The organism is Salipiger sp. ABF4_146 (genome assembly GCF_056161345.1).
In genome coordinates, this window is the sequence record NZ_JBSWYX010000006.1 from 55,387 (window position 1) to 72,848 (window position 17,462).

Here is a 17,462-nt window from a genome sequence, read left to right on the forward strand (position 1 = left end):
GAATCAAATTTCTCGTCAGCGCTTTTGGGCGCGGTCGCGTGGCGGCGGAGGCCGCCGCGATGATTCAGGCAGCGCGCGCCGCGACCTCTGCGCGGCGGATGCGGTCAATTCTTGTAAGCAAAGCGGGTCCGGTCAGCGTGTGATCCAGCCTTGTACTCGGGTCTGGACGTCACGGGGTTCGTCGCCGAGCGCCTGCATCAGCGCACGCAAGTCATTGCGCGTCCCATGCAGTTGGTCGACCAGATGCATCACGAGACCGAGCGCATCGTCGTTGAGCTCGAAATCATCGCAGAGATCGCAGAGCAGCTCGATCCGCGCCACATCGATCTGGCGATAGACCGGCCTGCCTTCGGCTTCGGCGGGAAGGATCACCTCGGCGCGAAGAAAGCGGCGCAGCCGGGCGCTGTCGAGCCGCGTGACAGCGGCGATCACCTCGTCTTCGGAATAGAAGATGCGGGTCATTCTCAAGCTCTCCTTCCCTTGCGCGGATCGTAGGCGTGGCGCTGGCTCCAGTCCTCCATGAAGTTGGCAAGCTCGTCATCCACCGTGGCTGGCATCGCGATCTGAAGCTCGATCCGCTGGTCCCCCGCCGGGCGCCCGGCGCGCCCGACGCCGCGACCACGCAGGCGCAGCACCTGGCCGCTGCTGGCGCCCTTGGGGACGGTCACCTTGACCGGGCCAGAGATCGTCGGGGCCTCGACCTTGGCCCCCAGCACCGCTTCATAGAGGGTGATGGGCAGGGTGATTGTGATGTCGTCGCCGTCGCGGGTGAAGACCGGGTGCGGCTGGACCGACAGGGTGACATAGGCGTCGCCGGGCGCGCCGCCGCCATGGCCCGGCCCGCCCTTGCCGCGCAGGCGCAGGGTTGTGCCATCGGCAACGCCCTTGGGGATCTTCACCTCCAGATTGCCGCCATCGGGCAGGGTGATGCGCAGGCTGCCGCCGTTCGCCGCGTCGAGAAAGGGCACCTCCAGCGCGTATTGCGCATCGGCGCCGCGCGCTTGGAAGCTGTACTCGTGATAGCCCTCGCCGGGGCGACCGCGCTGTCGGCGCAGGAACTCGGCAAAGATGTCGGCTTCGTCGCCAAAGCCCTCGTAGCGCGGGCCCTGTCGGTAGGGATTGTTCGCTTGATCGGCGAAATCCCGGTAGAACTGGCGTTGCTGCGGGCGTTCCTGGCCACTGGCGTCGATCTCGCCACGGTCAAAGCGGGCACGTTTCTCGGGGTCTTTCAGCAGCTCAAAGGCCGCGCCCGCCGCCTTGAACCGCGCCTCCGCCGCCGCATCGCCGGGATGCAGATCGGGATGGCTGTCCTTCGCGATCTTGCGATAGGCCTTCTTGATCTCCTCCGCGCTGGCGGTCTTGCCAACGCCCAGCACGTCGTAGGGGTTGTCGCTCATCTGCCGCTCCACCCGCGTGAGTCCGCTCAGACTTGAGTAGAGCGCCTTCCGGCGTTTGCCGCAACAGGCACGGCAGGAAGCGCTAGAAGTCGAGCCCGAGGTCGAGGGTCGAGACCGAATGGGTCAGCGCGCCGGAAGAGATGTAGTCGACGCCGGTCGCCGCGACCTCGGCGATGCGCGCCAGCTTCATGTTGCCCGAGGCCTCGAGCACCAGCCGCCCGGCGGTCATCGCCACCGCTTCGCGCAGGCTCGGCGTGTCCATATTGTCGAGCAGAACCACATCGGCGCCACCCTCGTCGAGCACTTCGGCCAGTTGCTCCAGCGTGTCCACCTCGATCTCGACGCGCACCATATGCGAGGCTTGGCCTTTGATCGCCTGCAGCACAGGGCGGATGCCGCCCGCCGCGGCAATGTGGTTGTCTTTCACCAAAATGGCGTCGGACAGCGAGAAGCGGTGGTTGAAGCCGCCGCCGTGCAGCACCGCCTGTTTCTCCACAAGGCGCAGGCCGGGGGTGGTTTTGCGGGTGCAGGTGATGCGCGTCTCGGAGCCACGGGTCTCGGCGACAAAGGCGGCGGTCATCGTGGCGATGCCCGAAAGGCGACCAGCGAAATTCAGCGCCACGCGCTCTGCAGAGAGGATCGAGGCGGCCGCGCCGGTGATCTCCATCAGCACGTCGCCGGGGGCGATGCTGTCGCCGTCGGCCTTGTGCTGGCGCAAATCCAGCGCCGGGTCGACCATGTGAAACGCCATCCGGGCGATCTGCATCCCCGAGACCACGCCGGGCTCGCGGGCGCGCAGCCGCGCGCTGTAGTGGGTGTCTTCGGGGATCACCGTGCGGGTGGTCAGATCGCCATAGGTGCCAAGGTCCTCCATCAGCGCGGCCCGCACCAGCGGGTCGAGGATCATGTCGGGCAGAGGGGGCAGGGGCATCAGGCGGGTTCCTTCTGGAGCGTGTCGCGAAGGCGCAGGGCCTCCGTCAGAGTCATGCGGCTGCGGCTGCCGGCGGGCGTGGTGTCTGCGGCAGCATCGGCGCGGAAATGCGCGCCGCGGCTTTCGGTGCGGGCCAGCGCGGCGGCGGCGATCAGGGTCGCCGTGGCGGTCATATTCGACAGCTGTTGGCAGCCCGGCTGGGCGGCTTCGACAGAGGCGATCTCGCGCAGGCAGCTGCGCAGGCCTGCGCCATCGCGGATCACCCCGGCGCCGGCGGTCATCGCGGTGCGCAGCCGGGTGACCAACTGCGGATCCGGCATGTCGGCGGCTGTGGCCTGTGGTGGAACGAGCGGCGGCGCGTCCTGCGCCGGGCCGAGCGTACCGGCAATATCGGCGGCGCAGCGGCGGGCGTAGACCAGCGCCTCCAGCAGCCCGTTCGAGGCTAGCCGATTGGCGCCATGCAGCCCGGTCGAGGCGACCTCGCCACAGGCCCAGAGCCCGGCCAGAGAGCTGCGTCCGGCGGCGTCGGTGTCGATCCCGCCCATGTGATAATGCGCGGCTGCGGCCACCGGGATGGGCTGGGCCACCGGGTCGATGCCAGCGGCGTCGCAAGCCCCGGCCACGGCGGGAAACTCGTCGCGGATACGGACGCCAAGCGCGTGCCGGGTGTCGAGCATGGGCCGCAGCCCGGCTTGGCTTTGGGCGTAGACGGCGCGGGCGACAACGTCGCGCGGCGCAAGCTCGAGGTCCGGGTGCACGCCTTGCATGAAGCGTTCGCTGCGCTGGTTGATCAGAACCGCGCCCTCGCCGCGCAGCGCTTCGGTGGCCAGCGGCGCCGGGTCGAGCCCGATGTCCATGGCGGTGGGGTGAAACTGTACGAACTCCATGTCGGCCATCACCGCACCGGCGCGGGCGGCCAGCCCGGCCACCTGCCCACGGACGCGCGCGGGATTGGTCGTCAGGGCGAAAAGCCCGCCCGAACCGCCGCCGGCCAGCAGCAGCGCCGGGGCGGTGACGGCGACCGCGGTGCCGCCTGACGCGGGGGACAGCTGCGCGCCGGTGACCCGGCCTGCTGCGCAGCAGAGGCCGCTGGCCATCCAGCCTTCGAGCACCTGCACCGAGGGCGCGGCCCGCACCTGCGCGACCAGCGCGCGCATGATCTCGGCCCCGGCCTGATCGCCGCGCACCCGGACCACCCGCGCGAAGCCGTGCGCCGCCTCGCGCGACAGAAGGTAGCCGCCATTTGCGTCGCGGTCGAAGGGCGCACCAAGGCGGCTGAGCGACAGGATGTGATCCCGCGCTTCAAGGGTGACCGCCCGCGCGACCGCTGCATCGACGATTCCCGCCCCGGCGCGCAGCGTGTCGGCGGCATGGGCCTCGGGGCTGTCGGACTGCGCCATGGCCGCCGCGACGCCGCCCTGCGCCCAAGCCGAGCTTGCGCCCGTGCCCAGCGGGTCGGGCGAGACCAGCAGCACCGGGCGCGGCGCCAGCGCCAGCGCCGCGTAGAGCGCGGCCAGCCCGGCGCCGACGATCACCACCCGGCCGGTGCGCATCTCCTGCATGGGCTCAGGCGGCGCTGCGCTGCGACAGATCGATCATCCGCTGCACCGCCAGTCGCGCGCCCTCGGCGACGCTGGGGTCGACCTCGACCGCGCCCTCCATGCTGTGCAGCGACCACAGCACCTTCTCGAGGGTGATCATCTTCATATAGGGGCACATGTTGCACGGCCCGACGAACTCCACGCCCGGCAGCGCGTCCGAGATGTTCGACGCCATCGAGCATTCGGTGACCAGCATGGCCTTGCCGGGCTGCTCGCGGTTCACGTAGTCGATGATCCCGGCGGTGGAGCCGGAGAAATCCGCCTCGGCCACCACGTCGGGCGGGCATTCGGGGTGCGCGATGATCCGGGTGTCGGGCTGCCAGCTGCGGAAGTCCCGCAGTTCGGCGGCGGTGAAGCGCTCATGCACGATGCACGACCCGTCGTACCAGACGATGTTCTTCTGCGGCACCTGCTTGGCGACGTTCTGCGCGAGGTATTTGTCGGGGGTCATGATGACCGTCTCGGCATCGAGCGCGGCGACGATCTGCGCCGCGTTCGAGGAGGTGCAGCAGATGTCCGAGGCGGCCTTCACCTCGGCGGAGGTGTTGACGTAGGTGACCACCGGCGCGCCGGGATGGCGGCGGCGCATCTCGGCGATTCCCGCCGGGGTGATGCTTTCGGCCAGCGAGCAGCCAGCCTCCATGTCGGGGATCAGAACGGTCTTTTCGGGGCTCAGGATCTTCGAGGTCTCGGCCATGAAATGCACGCCGCATTGCACGATCACGTCGGCCTTCACCTTGGTCGCCTCGATCGCCAGCTGCAGGCTGTCGCCCACGACATCGGCGATGCCGTGATAAATCTGCGGCGTCATGTAGTTATGCGCCAGAATGACCGCGTTGCGCTCTTCCTTCAGCCGGTTGATCGCCTCGACGTAGGGGGCGTGGACGGCCCAGTCGGCGGGCGTCACGACGCGGCTCATGCCAGCGTAGGTGTCACCGAGCCGCTCTGCCGCCTCGAGCGAGGGCGCGAGGTCGTAGTGACGGCCGAGCGTGTCGGCGATGGTGGTCTGGTCGAGCATAGCCCGCTCCTCCTCAGGGTCATGTGCCGACGTTTGGAAGTAGACGCAAGCTGCCCCAAGGACAAGGCGGCGGGGCAAGAAAGTGCCGGGAAGTGCCGGGGCCGGGCATCGCCCCGGGGCAAAATTCGGTGATTGACCGGCTGCGACGAGCGCCTATGCTCGGGCCAAAGTCAGGGGAGTCCCGCCGAGGGGACTGAGAGGCTGACAGGGACGCCGCGGCGTCCCGGTGACGCGACCCTTTGAACCTGACCCAGTTGACGCTGGCGTAGGAAGACCGAAGGGCAATCTTCTCCGAAGCACTGTGCGCGGGGTGGTCCTTTCGGGCCATCGGGCCCTTTTGCGCATCCATTTGCGCGGGGCCCATGGCCCCTTTCTCCGCCCATCGTCGGCTCGGGTCCTCTGTAGGAGGAGACGGCGATGAGCGGGTTGATCTCTGTGCTTGGCGGCGGGGTGGCGGGGCTGTGCGCGGCGCTGACGCTGGCGGAGCGCGGCTTCAGCGTCGAACTGATCGTGCCTGACGGCGCGCCGCAACCGGCCTCGCGGCTGGCGGGCGGCATGCTGGCGCCGTTCTGCGAGGGCGAGAGCGCACCGCCCGAGATCACCCGCCGCGGACAGGCGGCGCTTGGCTGGTGGCGCGCGCGGACCCAGAGCTTTCGCCAGAGCGGCACGCTGGTGCTCGCGCCGCCGCGCGACCGCGCCGAACTGACCCGTTTCGCCCAAGCCACCACCGGGCACGCCCCGGTCGATCCCGGCGCGCTGGAGCCCGAACTGGCAGGCCGCTTCGCCTCGGGTCTGTTCTTTGCCAGCGAGGCGCATCTGGACCCGGGCGCCGCGATGGCCGATCTGCGTGGCGCGCTGACGGGATTGGGGGGGCGGATGCATGGTGGCGCACCATCGGGCCGGATTGTCGATTGCCGCGGGATGGCCGCAGGCGCGCGCCTGCCCGATCTGCGCGCGGTGCGCGGCGAGATGCTGGAACTGCACGCCCCCCACGTGCACCTTGGCCGGACCATCCGCCTGCTGCACCCGCGCTTTCCCTGCTACATCGTGCCGCGTGGCGATGGGCGCTACATGATCGGCGCCACCATGGTCGAAAGCGCCGACGACGGCCCGGTGACCGCCCGTGCGGTGATGGAACTGCTGTCGGCGGCCTACACCGTGCACCCCGGCTTTGCCGACGCGGCGCTGATCAAGGCCGCCGCAGGGCTGCGCCCAGCCTTCCCCGACAACATCCCCGCACTGCGCCGCGCAGGCGGGCGCACCCACATCAACGGCATGTATCGCCACGGCTTTCTCATGGCGCCGGTGCTTGCGGAGACACTGGCAGAGGAACTGATGGCACAGAAGGAGGAGACCCATGAGACCCATGCAAATTGATCTCAACGGCCGGAAGCTGGCGACGAAGGCGGCGACCCTCGAGGCGTTGCTGCGAGAACAGGGGTTCGACGCGGGCAGCGTCGCCACCGCGCTCGACGGGGCCTTCGTGCCGCGCGGCCTGCGCGCCGCGACGGCGCTTGGCGAGGGCGCCAAGGTCGAGGTTCTGTCGCCGATGCAGGGGGGCTGAGAGATGTTCTATGGCGTTGACCTGCCGTCGCGGCTGATGCTGGGCACGGCGCAATATCCCTCTCCGGCAGTGCTGGCCGAGGCAGTGGCGGCCTCGGACGCCGGGGTGATCACCGTTTCGCTGCGGCGTGAAGGCGAGGGGGGCGCGGCGTTTCGTGACCTGCTGGCTCGAACCGGATGCCGTCTGCTGCCCAACACCGCCGGGTGCCACAGCGTACGCGAGGCGGTGACCACGGCACAGATGGCGCGCGAGATCTTCGGCACGCGCTGGATCAAGCTGGAGGTGATCGGCCACGCCGACACGCTGCAGCCCGATCCCTTCGCGCTGGTCGAGGCGGCGCGCATCCTCGTGGCCGAGGGCTTTGAGGTGTTTCCCTACACGACCGAGGATCTCATCGTGGGTGAGAAGCTGCTGGAGGCGGGCTGCGAGGTGCTGATGCCGTGGGGCGCGCCAATCGGATCGGGGCAAGGGCTGCGTCACCGTGAGGCGCTGCGGACCATGCGGGCGCATTTCAAGGGTGTGCCGCTGGTCATCGACGCCGGCATTGGTGCCCCGAGCCAAGCGATGGAGGCGATGGAGATGGGCTTTGACGCGGTCTTGCTGAACACCGCCGTCGCCAAGGCGCTCGATCCCGTGGGCATGGCGCGGGCCTTCGGGCAGGCGGTCGCGGCGGGTCGGCTGGCGCATGACGCCGGACTGATGCCGCAGCGGGACATGGCCGCGGCCTCCACCCCGATCTTTGGCATGGCGGAGCTGGCATGAGGGCACTCGATCGTTTCTACCTGATCACCGGCCATGTGAACCGGCTTGAACTGCTGGTGCCGCATGGCGTGAAGCTGGTGCAATTGCGGCTCAAGGACCTGCCCGAGAAGGACCTGCGGCGGCAGATCGCCCGCGCGCGCGACATCTGCGCGGTGCATGGCGCGCAGCTGGTGGTCAACGACCACTGGCGCATCGCCCTCGATCTGCGGTGCCGCTTCGTCCATCTCGGGCAGGAAGACATGGACAGCGCCGACCTCGCAGCGCTGCGCCGCGCGGGCGTGCGCTATGGCCTGTCGACCCACGATGAGGCGGAACTGGAGCGCGCGCTGGCACTCGATCCGGCCTATGTGGCGCTGGGGCCGGTCTATCCGACGCTGCTCAAGAAGATGAAATGGGGGCCGCAGGGGTTGGACCGTGTGCGCGACTGGAAGCGACGGGTGGGATCGGTGCCGCTTGTGGGCATCGGCGGGCTGACGCCCGAGCGGCTGCCGGAGCTTTTCGCGGCGGGGGCCGACAGCGCCGCGGTGGTCACCGACATCCAGCAGGCCGCCGATCCCGAGGCGCGCTGCCGCGCATGGATCGATGCAACGCGCCGGGTGCCGGCATGAGCCGGTACGCGCGGCAGATCTGCCTGACCGGTGTGGGCACGCAGGGGCAGGTGCGGCTTGCGGCGGCGCGGGTGCTGGTGGTCGGGGCCGGGGGGCTTGGCTCGGCGCTTCTGCCTTTGCTGGCCGGGGCAGGCGTGGGCGCGATCCGCATCGTCGATCCCGACGTGGTGGAAGAAAGCAACCTTCACCGGCAAACGCTGTATTCAATGGCCGATCTGGGGCGGCCCAAGGCCGAGGCGGCGGCGGCGCGACTGCGGGCGCTCAACCCCGAGTGCGCGGCGACGGCGCGCGTGGCGCGGCTTGACCCGGCGCTGGCGCGCCCGGAACTCGAAGCGACGGATGTGGTGATCGATGCCGCCGACAGCGTCGCGGTGAGCTATGCGCTGTCGGACCTCTGTCTTGCGTCGGGGTTGCCGCTGATCAGCGCGTCGGTGGTCGGAACGTCGGGCTACGTGGGCGGCTTTTGCGGCGGGGCGCCAAGCTATCGCGCAGTGTTTCCCGACCTCGCCGCGCAGTTGCAAAGCTGCGCCGGCGCGGGGGTGATGGGGCCGGTGGTGGCCACGCTCGGCGCGCTGCAGGCGCAGATGGTGCTTGCGGTGCTGCTGCGGCAGAGCCCGTCGCCGCTGGGGCAGATGCTGACGCTGGATGCCGGGGCATGGCGGCCGGGCGGCTTTCGCTTTGACGGCGCGCCAGAGCCTGACGCGGTGCTGCCGCAGGTGCTGTCGCTGTCGGACCTGACCGAGGCTGACCGGGTGATTGACCTGCGCGGCACCGCCGAAGCGCCCGTGCTGCCGGTGCCATGGGCCGAGCGGATGGAACCGGCGACCATCACGCCCGCTCTGGCCGCGCCCGAGGGCCGCACGGTGCTGGTCTGCGCCAGCGGGGTCCGGGCATGGCGCGCAGCGCAGCGTATGCTGCAGGACGGGCCGCGGCCCGTGGCGATCGTGGCGGCGGGCTGAGCCGCCTTTAGCCCCAGCCGTCAGCCCCACATGTCGCGCATCTGCGCCGCGACGTCGATCTTGCCCGGTGCCGGGGCCGCTGCGCCGGGCTGCGGCGCGGGCGACCAATGACTGTTGTCGAAATGCTCCAGCATCTCGCGCGGGATGAAGCGGGTGCGGGTGGCGTAGACATGCCTGTCGCCACCGCGGCTCTGCTGGGTGACGTAAAAGCGCAGCGGCAGGCCCAGCGTCAGCCGGTCCTTGGCGCGGGTCATCGCCACGTAGAGCAGGCGCCGCTCTTCTTCGAGTTCGGGGGTGGAACCGGTGCCGAGGTCGGACGGGATGCAGCCGTCGACCGCGTTGAGCAGGTAGACCGATTTCCACTCCTGCCCCTTGGCCGAATGGATGGTCGACAGGATCAGGTAATCCTCGTCCTTCAGCGGCACGCCGGGCCGGTCAGAGGTGGCGTCGGGCGGATCGAGAGTAAGCTCGGTCAGGAACGCCTCGGCCGACGGGTAGCCCGCGGCGATCTGTTCGAGCTGCAGCAGATCGTTGCGGCGGGTGTCGGCGTCCTCGTGGATGCGCTCCAGATGCGGCTCGTACCACGCGCGGGCAAGGCCAATGGCGGCGGGCCACTGCGCCTGCGTGGTCATCGCCGCGACGAAGGCAGGCCAGTCCGCCTCGGCCTTGGCGGGGGGCGCCACATCGGCCAGCGCGGCGGCGGGATCGGGTGCCAGATCGAGCGCGCCAAGGATGTTCGCCGCCGATTTCGGCCCGATGCCCGGGATCAATTGCAGCACCCGAAAGCCCGCCACCCGGTCGCGCGGGTTGCGCGCCAGCCGCAGCAACGACAGCAGATCCTTCACATGGGCGCTGTCGAGGAACTTCAGCCCGCCGAATTTCACGTAAGGCACGTTGCGCCGGGTCAGCTCGGCCTCGAGCTGCACCGAATGGCTCGAGGTGCGGAAGAGCACCGCCTGCTGCTTCAGCGCGGTGCCGGTTTCGCGGTCTTCGAGGATGCGGTCGACCATGTAGCGCGCCTGATCGGCCTCGGTGTTGACGGTGACAAGCCGGGGCTTTTCAGCAGAGGCGCGCGTGGTCCAGAGGTTCTTGGTGAAGCGCTCGCGCGCCTGCCCGATCACCGCGTTGGCGGCGTCGAGAATGGGAATTGTCGAGCGGTAATTGCGGTCGAGCGTAATGATGTCGGCGGGCGGCTGAAAGGCACTCGGGAAATCGAGAATGTTGCGCACGGTCGCGGCGCGGAACGCATAGATTGACTGCGCGTCGTCGCCGACCACGGTCAGCCCGCGCCCGTCCGGCTTCAGCGCCATGAGGATGCGGGCCTGCAATCGGTTGGTGTCTTGATACTCGTCGATCAGCACGTGATCCCATGCGCTGCCGATATGGGCGGCGAATTCGGGGTCCGACATCACCTGCGCCCAGGCCAGCAGCAGGTCGTCATAGTCGAGCACGTTCTGCTCTTGCTTGGCGCGCACGTAGGCGCCGAACAGCTGCTTCAGCTCCGCCTCCCACATGGCGCACCACGGGAAGTGATCGCGCAGCACCTCGTCCAGCGGCTCGCCCGCGTTCACCGCCCGCGAGTAGATCGACAGGCAAGTGCCCTTGGCCGGAAAGCGCTTTTCGGCCTGCGACAGCCCAAGCGTGTTGCGGCACAGGTTCATCAGGTCGGCGCTGTCCTCGCGGTCGTGGATCGAGAACTCGGGGTTCAGGCCGATCGCCGGGGCATGCTCGCGCAGCAGCCGCGCGCCGATGGCGTGGAAGGTGCCCGACCATGTCAGCGCCTCGGCGACGATGCCCGTGCCCATGGCGCGGGTGGTGATCGCCTCGACCCGGCGGGTCAACTCGGTGGCGGCGCGGCGAGAGAAGGTCATCAGCAGGATGCGCTGCGGGTCGGCGCCGTTGATCAGCAGATGCGCCACCCGGTGCGCCAGCGTGCTGGTCTTGCCCGAGCCCGCGCCGGCGATCACCAGCAGCGGCCCGGCAGGGGCGGTATCGCCGGCAGTGATTCCAAAGGTGGCGGCGGCGCGCTGGGTGTCGTTCAGCGCCGCGAGAGGGTCCTGAAGAGTGTCTGCCTGTGCCATGTCCTGCCCGATCCTGCCTTGCGGCAATGCGTTTTGAAGCGAGATTAACGAATTTGGAACATAAAGGGAACTTGGAACTGCGAAATGACGTCGGGGTTTGAAGCGTCTGCCGGACCTTGGGTGGCCTGTCGACGCGGCCGGGCGGTGGGTAAGCCACACAGCGCGCACGCCTTTCCTATGCGGCGGGCATGATCTTCCGCCACCTCAGGGTGTACGCCGGACCGGATCAGGACCGGTTGGGGTGCATTTCGGATCGGGCGGGCCGCCACGGGACCACGCTGCCTGCGGCGGGCGGTGGGCACTGGCCCTTTGGCCCTGGCGCGCTAGCTGGCTGCGCAATCCTACAGCGACAACCTCCACCCAGGAGCTCCAAATGCATGACAAGATGCCGCAACAGCGGCTGTTCATCTTCCCGAGGGTTCACAGGACCGTCTTCGCTATCTCGGCGTTGCTGATCGTCGGGTTCATCATCTTCGGCGCCACCTTCAGCGAGTCCGCAAACAGCCTGTTCTCCGGCATTCAGGCTTGGTTTGCCGACACGCTGGGCTGGGCGATGATCATCGAGGTCAATATTTTCGTGCTGGCGACGATCTATCTTGCCTTCGGGCCGTTCGCCGACATCCGCCTTGGCCGGATGACCGACAAACCGGCCTACAGCCTGATTTCATGGACCTCGATGCTGTTCTCGGCGGGCATCGGCATCGGGCTCATCTACTGGGGCGTTGCCGAACCCATGTACCATTACTTCGCGCCGCCCATCGGCGAGGCGGAAACTCAGGAAGCGGCGCGGCAGGCGATCGTCCTGTCCTTCCTGCATTGGGGCTTCCACGGCTGGGCGATCTACGCGGTCATCGCGCTGGCGCTGGCCTATTTCCACTTTCGCAAGGGGCTGCCGCTGACCATCCGCTCGGCGCTTTATCCCATCCTCGGCGAAAAGATCTTCGGGCCATGGGGCAGCGCCGTCGACATCCTTGCAGTGTTTGGCACGATGTTCGGCATCGTCACCTCGCTGGGCCTTGGCGCAATGCAGATCAACTCTGGCCTTGGCGAGATTTTCGGCGTTCCCAACAGCACCACCATCCAGATCCTCATCATCGCGGTGATCACCCTCGCCGCGACCGTCTCGGTGGTCGCGGGGCTCGACGCAGGCATCAAGCGGCTGTCGAACATCAACATCGGGCTCAGCCTGCTGTTTCTGGTCTTCATGCTGATCGTCGGCCCGACGGTGTTCATTTTCGATCTGTTCGTGCAGAGCTACGGCGATTACGTCGCGCGCTTTGTCAGCTGGGCCAGCTGGACCGAAGCATGGCAGGACGATGGCTCGTGGCAGAATTCGTGGACCATCTTCTACTGGGCGTGGTGGATTTCGTGGTCGCCGTTCGTCGGCGTTTTCGTGGCGCGCATCTCCAAGGGCCGCACCATCCGCGAGTTCGTGCTTGGGGTGATGCTGCTGCCCACCTCGATCATGTTCTTCTGGTTCTGCGCCTTTGGCGGCACGGCGCTGAACATTTCGCTGGGCGGCGACTCCACGCTGGTCGAGGCCACGCAGAACGCCTATGGCGACGCGATGTTCGCATTGCTCGACTATTTCCCAGCGTCGGGGCTGATGTCTGGCTTTGCGATGATCCTAATCGTGCTGTGGTTCGTCACGTCATCGGACTCGGGCTCCTTCGTCATCGACATGCTGACCGCCGGGGGCGACACCAACCCGCCGCGCATCCAGCGGGTGTTCTGGGCGATCACCGAGGGCGCCGTGGCGTCAGTGCTGCTGCTGGCGGGCGGGCTCAACGCGCTGCAGGCGGCGGCCGTTGTGGCCGGTTTCCCCTTTGCCGTGGTCTGCCTGTTTATCCTGATCGGTCTGTTCAAGGCGCTCAGGTGGGACACGCTGATGGTCTACCGGCACAACCAGCGCTATCGCGACGACGAGGAAGCGGATCACGCGATGCCGTCCGAACTGCCCGGCGAGCTTTACGGGGCCGATCCGACGCCGCCGCCGCAGCCCGAGCCGGCGCTCAAACCCGCAGAGTGACCCCTTGGAGTGACCCATTTGGACCGGCGTTCGCGCCGGTCCCTCAAGTGACAGGGCGCCGCTTTGGCATTGCGCCGCAAACGGCGCGGGCGGTGCCATCCCCGCGGGCGCAATATCAGCGGCGGCGCGTCACGCCTTCGAGCGCGCCGGGAGGCGACGAGCGGGTCACGTGCTCCGGGCGGCGCTTTTCATAAAAGGCGTTGCCGCCTGTGGTGAGCACATAGTGCATGTTGTTGTAGGACGCCCGGTAGCTGGCCGCGTGGAAGAACCGCGCGTTGCCGACCATCGGGTGCCGCTCGCCGCTGAGCACCGACATCGCCGCCTCGCGCACATCCGGCAGCGCGGCGCCGCTCATCTCGCGGGTCATGACGCCCGGCGCGAACTGGTTCTTCTGCCCCACGACACCGCAGACCGACGAGGGAAATTCGTGCGACTCGACGCGGTTCATCACCACACTGCCGACCGCCACCATGCCGTCGCGGCTGGAGCGGAGCGACTCGAAGTACATGGCGCGCTCCATGCATTCCAACTCGCCGGGGTGGTGTTCCCGCTGCTGCCCGCCGCAGGCGGCGATCAGCAGTAGCGCCGTTGTGGCCAGCGCGGCCCGTGCTTGCAGCGGTGTCAGTCTCATTCTGTGCGGTCTCCCCGATGTGCGCGCCTGTGCCTCAGGCTCGACCCTAGCGGCAGGCGGGGCGGGTCTTCAATATTCCCCCGCGCGCTTTGGTACATTTGCAGGGCATAGCGTGGCCTTGCGACGGCGCAGCGCCTTAGGAGGTACCTTCCCGCAGCCTCGTCAGATGCGCCCCCCACACACAGCCGCGCACAATGATGTCCGTCAAGATGCGACCCCGACTGCCGTGCGAAACTGCTGGCCGAGTCCCGGGCGTGCACCCAGAGCGGGTGGCCGGGATCTTGGCTTCGGTCCAGAGGATGATGTGATGGCTCAGCAGAGGGAGTGTTTCGCCGACCGCGCAGAGGCCGGGCGCGTTCTGGGGGCGCGCCTCGCGGCGATGACGCTGGATCAGCCGGTCATTTACGCCCTGCCGCGCGGAGGTGTGCCGGTGGCTTTGGAGGTGGCGCGGATGCTGAGCGCACCGCTCGATCTGATCTTCGTGCGCAAGATCGGCGCACCCGGCGCGCCGGAGGTCGCGCTTGGGGCCATCGTGGATGGCGAGACGCCGCAGACGGTGATCAACGAAGATGTGCTGCACCACACGGGGAGTGATGCCGCGTATCTGGAACAGGCGCGGGCGCGCGCGCTGCTGGAGCTCGAGCGGCGGCGTGCGCGCTACCTCGGCGACAGGGCGCAGGTGCCGGCCAAGGGCAGAACGGCGGTTGTCGTTGACGACGGGCTGGCCACGGGCGCCACGATGAAAGCCGCGCTCATCGCCCTGCGCAGGCAGGGCGCGGGACGCATCTGTATCGCGGTGCCGGTGGCCCCGGCTGACGTGGCGCAGGAGTTCGCGTCGCTGGCTGAAACCGTGGTCTGTCTGATCCCGGCGCAGCATTTTTACGGGGTCGGCAGCTTCTACGACGATTTCCACCAGCTCAGCGACGAAGAGACCGTCGGCCTGTTGCATCAGGCATGGGGCGAGGCGGGCGAAACGGCCCGTGGCCCACGATGACCCGGCGCATGGCCGAGAGGCATGCTATCGCCCCTACTGCCTGCGGCTGCGCCCCGCAGTCAAGAGCCGCTGTGCCATGGCGTTGCCGAGCCGCGTTTCCTGCCCGACATGGGCGAGACGGGGACCCGGTGCGGCGAGAACCGCGCCGTCGTGCGCCTGCCGACGCGGGGGAGTTCGGGTAGGAGGAGGCCCACGCCTTCGGCCGGCGAGACAGGCGGCGTTATTCATGAGCGCCGAGAGGTGGAAGACCAATTGGACTTAAGCGATTTGAAACAGATCATTGGAGGACAGTGTCATGCAGACGCAACTGAAGGTGGTATCGGTGGAGCGGGTTTCGACAGGCAGCAACGGTGAGGAAGGCGAGGGGGCAAGCAACCGGTTCGATCTCAGCGCGGATGGCTCAATTCTGCTGTTCCAGAGCAGCGCGCAATTTGTTCCCGAAGACCAGAACCCCTATGGCGACATCTACCTCAAGGACTTGGGCAGCGGTGCGATCGCGCGCATGACGCTGGACCCGGCCATCGCCGATCCCGAAGAAGGGGGCTGGGAGCCTGCGATTTCTGCCGATGGCACCCGCGTGGCCTTCACAACAACGCTTCGCTTTCCCCTCGACGGTGTGATGACCGCCGAAGAGACGGTGTTCTACAAGGACCTTGCAAGCGGCGAGGACAAGCTGATCTCTGCGAACGCCGCGGGCGAGCCGGGGAACGACGCCAGCTTCTACGCTCATTTTTCGCCGGACGGAAAGCAGATCGCTTTCACCAGCTATGCGACCAACCTTGTTCCGGGCCTTGCGATGGTGGGCGACGCGGTTTTCCTTAAGGACATCGATAGCGGCGATATACAGATGCTGTCGACCAATGCTGCGGGCGAGGCCGCGAACAACTACAGCGTCGGGGTCGCGTTCACCCCGGATGGATCGAAATTTGCCTTCTCGAGCCTCGCGGACAATCTTGTCGCAAGTGACAGCAACGGCGTGCGCGATATCTTCACCAAGGACCTGACGACCGGAGAGGTGCTGCGGCTGTCGGTCGGCGCGGACGGGACAGAAGGCAACGGCGACAGTTCCGAGGGCATGTTCTCGGCCGATGGCACGAAGTTTCTTTTCTCCAGCCGGGCCACGAACTTGGTTCCAGGCGACATCAACGGCTCTCAGGACCTGTTCATCAAGGACCTGATCACGGGAGACATCGAACTGGTCTCCACCAACAGCTTCGGCAGCCAGTGGATCGGCGACAGTTACGGCGGCGTGTTCTCGCCGGACGGCACGAAGATCGCCTTCTATAGCGATACCACGAGCCTTGCCGTGCGGGACGACAACAATGCCCAAGACGTCTTCGTCAAGGATCTGGTGTCGGGGGCGGTCACTGTGTTGTCGGCGAATGCCGCCGGTGAGATCGGCGATGCGCAGAGCATTTGGCCACAGTTCTTGCCGGACGGGTCCGGCGTTATGTTCGCCAGCCAAGCCTCGAACCTGATCGAGAATGACACCAACAGCGCGTGGGATATCTTCATCGCCACGTTCGAAGAACAGGCACTGGGCGAGATCGTGCAATGGTCCGAGGCCGAGGGCGGCAACGGCCATTGGTATCAGTATGTCGAGGGGCCGCTGACGTGGGCCGACGCCAAGGTTGATGCGGAAAGCCGCAGCCATCTTGGATTGCCCGGGTATCTCGCCACGATTACGTCGGACGAGGAGAATGACTTCATCATCTCCATGACGCCGCCGGGTGTCTGGGCCGGGGGCACCGACGAACGCGTCGAGGGCATCTGGGAATGGGCGACCGGACCTGAGGCGGGTGAGGTCTTCTGGACCGCCTCGGCGGGCGCCGTGGGCTATGCCGATTGGGGAGGATACGAGCCGAACAACGCATGGTCCGAGCCGCCGGGAGAGGACTATCTTTCCGTGCACTCGTTCTATGCCACCGGCACATGGGCCGACAACGGCGTGCCGCCGAACCCGAACAACGCCTTTGGGTATGTCGTCGAATACAGCGATCTCAGCCGCCCACCGGCGCAGATCGGGCTGGGGCGGACCGAGGCCGAGAGCCTCGACATCGAAAGCGGGTTTATCGTGCAGGATAACCCTTGGGCGTCGGACGACGCGTTTTTGCAGGCCACGGGCGACGGCGAGGCCGTGGCGTCGGGCAGTTTCTCGGGCGCGGCAGGGGTCTACAGCCTCATCGTTGGGTATTTCGACGAGGCCGACGGGGCCAGCAGCCTGCGGCTGGAGCGCAATGGCACGACGCTCGACGCATGGGTTTGGGATGCCGATCCCGCCGAGACCACGGTGACCGGCGACGCCGCGATGAAACGGGTGATCCCCTTCGTGACGCTGGAGACGGGCGACGTGCTGACGCTGGCAGGCACGTCGGATGCCGGTGAGCCGTTGCGCACGGATTACATTGATATACGGGCCGCGCCGCCTGCCGCCGAGGCTTTCATGGTCGAGGCGGAAACGCTGGAGATCACCAAGGACTTTCAGGTCTTCAGCAACCCCCATGCCTCTGGCGGGGCCTATCTGCAGGCGGGCGGCGGACCCGACCAGCGCGCAGCGTTTGATTTCGATGGCATGGCGGGGCGCTATGATCTGGCCGTTGGCTATTTCGACGAAAGCGATGGTGTCAGCCAGATGAGCGTGTGGCTCAATGGGGCAGAGGTGGACAGCTGGCTGTGGAATGGCGATTTCGGCGATGCCATCGTAACGCCCGCGGGGGCGGCGCAGCACGTGATCGGCGACCTTGATCTGGCTCCGGGTGATCGGATTGAACTGGTCGGACGGCCCGACGGCGGCGAGCCGCTGCGTACCGACTACCTGCAGTTCACCCCGGCAGAGTTTGCCGAGGGCGGGGATGCCTTCCTGTTCACTTAAGGTATAGCGTAGGGC

At 67.6% G+C, this 17,462-nt stretch carries 15 protein-coding genes; 8 read left to right on the plus strand and 7 right to left on the minus strand.

The window, feature by feature from the left end; all coding sequences use genetic code 11:
* Nucleotides 1–132: 132 nt before the first annotated feature.
* The 5 genes from ACXAJT_RS10275 to nadA all read right to left on the minus strand — a co-directional run bounded on the left by ACXAJT_RS10275 (nucleotide 133) and on the right by nadA (nucleotide 4,947).
* Nucleotides 133–462: a chaperone modulator CbpM gene (locus ACXAJT_RS10275; protein ID WP_475234991.1), complete on the minus strand. Its 330-nt coding sequence runs from the start codon at nucleotides 460–462 to the stop codon at nucleotides 133–135.
* Nucleotides 463–464: 2 nt separating this feature from the next.
* Complete coding sequence (locus tag ACXAJT_RS10280; protein ID WP_475234992.1) at nucleotides 465–1,397, minus strand: DnaJ C-terminal domain-containing protein; 933 nt, start codon at nucleotides 1,395–1,397, stop codon at nucleotides 465–467.
* An 82-nt stretch (nucleotides 1,398–1,479) separates the two neighbouring features.
* Complete coding sequence (gene nadC, locus ACXAJT_RS10285; protein WP_475234993.1) at nucleotides 1,480–2,328, minus strand: carboxylating nicotinate-nucleotide diphosphorylase; 849 nt, start codon at nucleotides 2,326–2,328, stop codon at nucleotides 1,480–1,482.
* Nucleotides 2,328–3,890, minus strand: coding sequence for an L-aspartate oxidase (locus tag ACXAJT_RS10290; RefSeq protein WP_475234995.1), 1,563 nt, complete (start codon nucleotides 3,888–3,890; stop codon nucleotides 2,328–2,330). Before ACXAJT_RS10290 ends, nadC begins: the two co-directional genes overlap by 1 nt.
* A 4-nt stretch (nucleotides 3,891–3,894) precedes the next feature.
* Entirely contained in the window at nucleotides 3,895–4,947 is a 1,053-nt protein-coding gene (nadA, locus tag ACXAJT_RS10295) for a quinolinate synthase NadA (protein ID WP_475234997.1), read from the minus strand.
* 426 nt (nucleotides 4,948–5,373) lie between these two features.
* Between nadA and ACXAJT_RS10300 the strand changes: the two genes are divergently transcribed.
* From ACXAJT_RS10300 to ACXAJT_RS10320, 5 genes are read left to right on the plus strand one after another with little or no spacing between them, the layout of a single operon-like run.
* Nucleotides 5,374–6,324: an FAD-dependent oxidoreductase gene (locus ACXAJT_RS10300; protein WP_475235348.1), complete on the plus strand. Its 951-nt coding sequence runs from the start codon at nucleotides 5,374–5,376 to the stop codon at nucleotides 6,322–6,324.
* Nucleotides 6,305–6,511, plus strand: coding sequence for a sulfur carrier protein ThiS (gene thiS, locus ACXAJT_RS10305; RefSeq protein WP_475235001.1), 207 nt, complete (start codon nucleotides 6,305–6,307; stop codon nucleotides 6,509–6,511). Before ACXAJT_RS10300 ends, thiS begins: the two co-directional genes overlap by 20 nt.
* A 3-nt stretch (nucleotides 6,512–6,514) precedes the next feature.
* A complete protein-coding gene (locus ACXAJT_RS10310) occupies nucleotides 6,515–7,273 on the plus strand; it encodes a thiazole synthase (RefSeq protein WP_475235003.1) in 759 nt (252 codons plus the stop codon).
* The gene (locus ACXAJT_RS10315; protein WP_475235005.1) at nucleotides 7,270–7,881 is read left to right on the plus strand and encodes a thiamine phosphate synthase; all 612 of its coding nucleotides are present in this window, start codon (nucleotides 7,270–7,272) and stop codon (nucleotides 7,879–7,881) included. Before ACXAJT_RS10310 ends, ACXAJT_RS10315 begins: the two co-directional genes overlap by 4 nt.
* On the plus strand, nucleotides 7,878–8,840 hold the full coding sequence (locus ACXAJT_RS10320; protein ID WP_475235009.1) for a ThiF family adenylyltransferase: 963 nt from the start codon (nucleotides 7,878–7,880) through the stop codon (nucleotides 8,838–8,840). Before ACXAJT_RS10315 ends, ACXAJT_RS10320 begins: the two co-directional genes overlap by 4 nt.
* Nucleotides 8,841–8,860: 20 nt before the next feature.
* On the opposite strand, the gene ACXAJT_RS10325 is transcribed toward ACXAJT_RS10320, so the two are convergent.
* Nucleotides 8,861–10,921: an ATP-dependent helicase gene (locus ACXAJT_RS10325; RefSeq protein ID WP_475235010.1), complete on the minus strand. Its 2,061-nt coding sequence runs from the start codon at nucleotides 10,919–10,921 to the stop codon at nucleotides 8,861–8,863.
* A 373-nt stretch (nucleotides 10,922–11,294) separates the two neighbouring features.
* Here ACXAJT_RS10325 and ACXAJT_RS10330 point away from each other — a divergent pair, with 373 nt between their 5' ends.
* A complete protein-coding gene (locus ACXAJT_RS10330; protein ID WP_475235012.1) occupies nucleotides 11,295–12,950 on the plus strand; it encodes a BCCT family transporter in 1,656 nt (551 codons plus the stop codon).
* Between the two features lie 115 nt (nucleotides 12,951–13,065).
* Here ACXAJT_RS10330 and ACXAJT_RS10335 read toward each other — a convergent pair whose 3' ends face one another.
* Nucleotides 13,066–13,581 (minus strand): cell wall hydrolase, encoded by a 516-nt coding sequence (locus ACXAJT_RS10335; RefSeq protein ID WP_475235014.1) that lies wholly within the window; start codon nucleotides 13,579–13,581, stop codon nucleotides 13,066–13,068.
* A 307-nt stretch (nucleotides 13,582–13,888) separates the two neighbouring features.
* On the opposite strand from ACXAJT_RS10335, the gene ACXAJT_RS10340 reads away from it, so the two are divergent.
* Nucleotides 13,889–14,575, plus strand: a complete 687-nt coding sequence (locus tag ACXAJT_RS10340; RefSeq protein WP_475235016.1) for a phosphoribosyltransferase — start codon at nucleotides 13,889–13,891, stop codon at nucleotides 14,573–14,575.
* 295 nt (nucleotides 14,576–14,870) lie between these two features.
* Nucleotides 14,871–17,447, plus strand: coding sequence for a hypothetical protein (locus ACXAJT_RS10345; RefSeq protein WP_475235018.1), 2,577 nt, complete (start codon nucleotides 14,871–14,873; stop codon nucleotides 17,445–17,447).
* The last annotated feature ends 15 nt before the right edge of the window (nucleotides 17,448–17,462 follow it).

What these genes read in the sequence shown, in the direction of transcription:
- ACXAJT_RS10275 (WP_475234991.1), bottom strand. Translation starts at nt 462, where the DNA reads ATGACCCGCATCTTCTATTCCGAAGACGAGGTGATCGCCGCTGTCACG.
- ACXAJT_RS10280 (WP_475234992.1), bottom strand. Translation starts at nt 1,397, where the DNA reads ATGAGCGACAACCCCTACGACGTGCTGGGCGTTGGCAAGACCGCCAGC.
- nadC (WP_475234993.1), bottom strand. Translation starts at nt 2,328, where the DNA reads ATGCCCCTGCCCCCTCTGCCCGACATGATCCTCGACCCGCTGGTGCGG.
- ACXAJT_RS10290 (WP_475234995.1), bottom strand. Translation starts at nt 3,890, where the DNA reads ATGCAGGAGATGCGCACCGGCCGGGTGGTGATCGTCGGCGCCGGGCTG.
- nadA (WP_475234997.1), bottom strand. Translation starts at nt 4,947, where the DNA reads ATGCTCGACCAGACCACCATCGCCGACACGCTCGGCCGTCACTACGAC.
- thiS (WP_475235001.1), top strand. Translation starts at nt 6,305, where the DNA reads ATGAGACCCATGCAAATTGATCTCAACGGCCGGAAGCTGGCGACGAAG.
- ACXAJT_RS10310 (WP_475235003.1), top strand. Translation starts at nt 6,515, where the DNA reads ATGTTCTATGGCGTTGACCTGCCGTCGCGGCTGATGCTGGGCACGGCG.
- ACXAJT_RS10315 (WP_475235005.1), top strand. Translation starts at nt 7,270, where the DNA reads ATGAGGGCACTCGATCGTTTCTACCTGATCACCGGCCATGTGAACCGG.
- ACXAJT_RS10320 (WP_475235009.1), top strand. Translation starts at nt 7,878, where the DNA reads ATGAGCCGGTACGCGCGGCAGATCTGCCTGACCGGTGTGGGCACGCAG.
- ACXAJT_RS10325 (WP_475235010.1), bottom strand. Translation starts at nt 10,921, where the DNA reads ATGGCACAGGCAGACACTCTTCAGGACCCTCTCGCGGCGCTGAACGAC.
- ACXAJT_RS10330 (WP_475235012.1), top strand. Translation starts at nt 11,295, where the DNA reads ATGCATGACAAGATGCCGCAACAGCGGCTGTTCATCTTCCCGAGGGTT.
- ACXAJT_RS10335 (WP_475235014.1), bottom strand. Translation starts at nt 13,581, where the DNA reads ATGAGACTGACACCGCTGCAAGCACGGGCCGCGCTGGCCACAACGGCG.
- ACXAJT_RS10340 (WP_475235016.1), top strand. Translation starts at nt 13,889, where the DNA reads ATGGCTCAGCAGAGGGAGTGTTTCGCCGACCGCGCAGAGGCCGGGCGC.
- ACXAJT_RS10345 (WP_475235018.1), top strand. Translation starts at nt 14,871, where the DNA reads ATGCAGACGCAACTGAAGGTGGTATCGGTGGAGCGGGTTTCGACAGGC.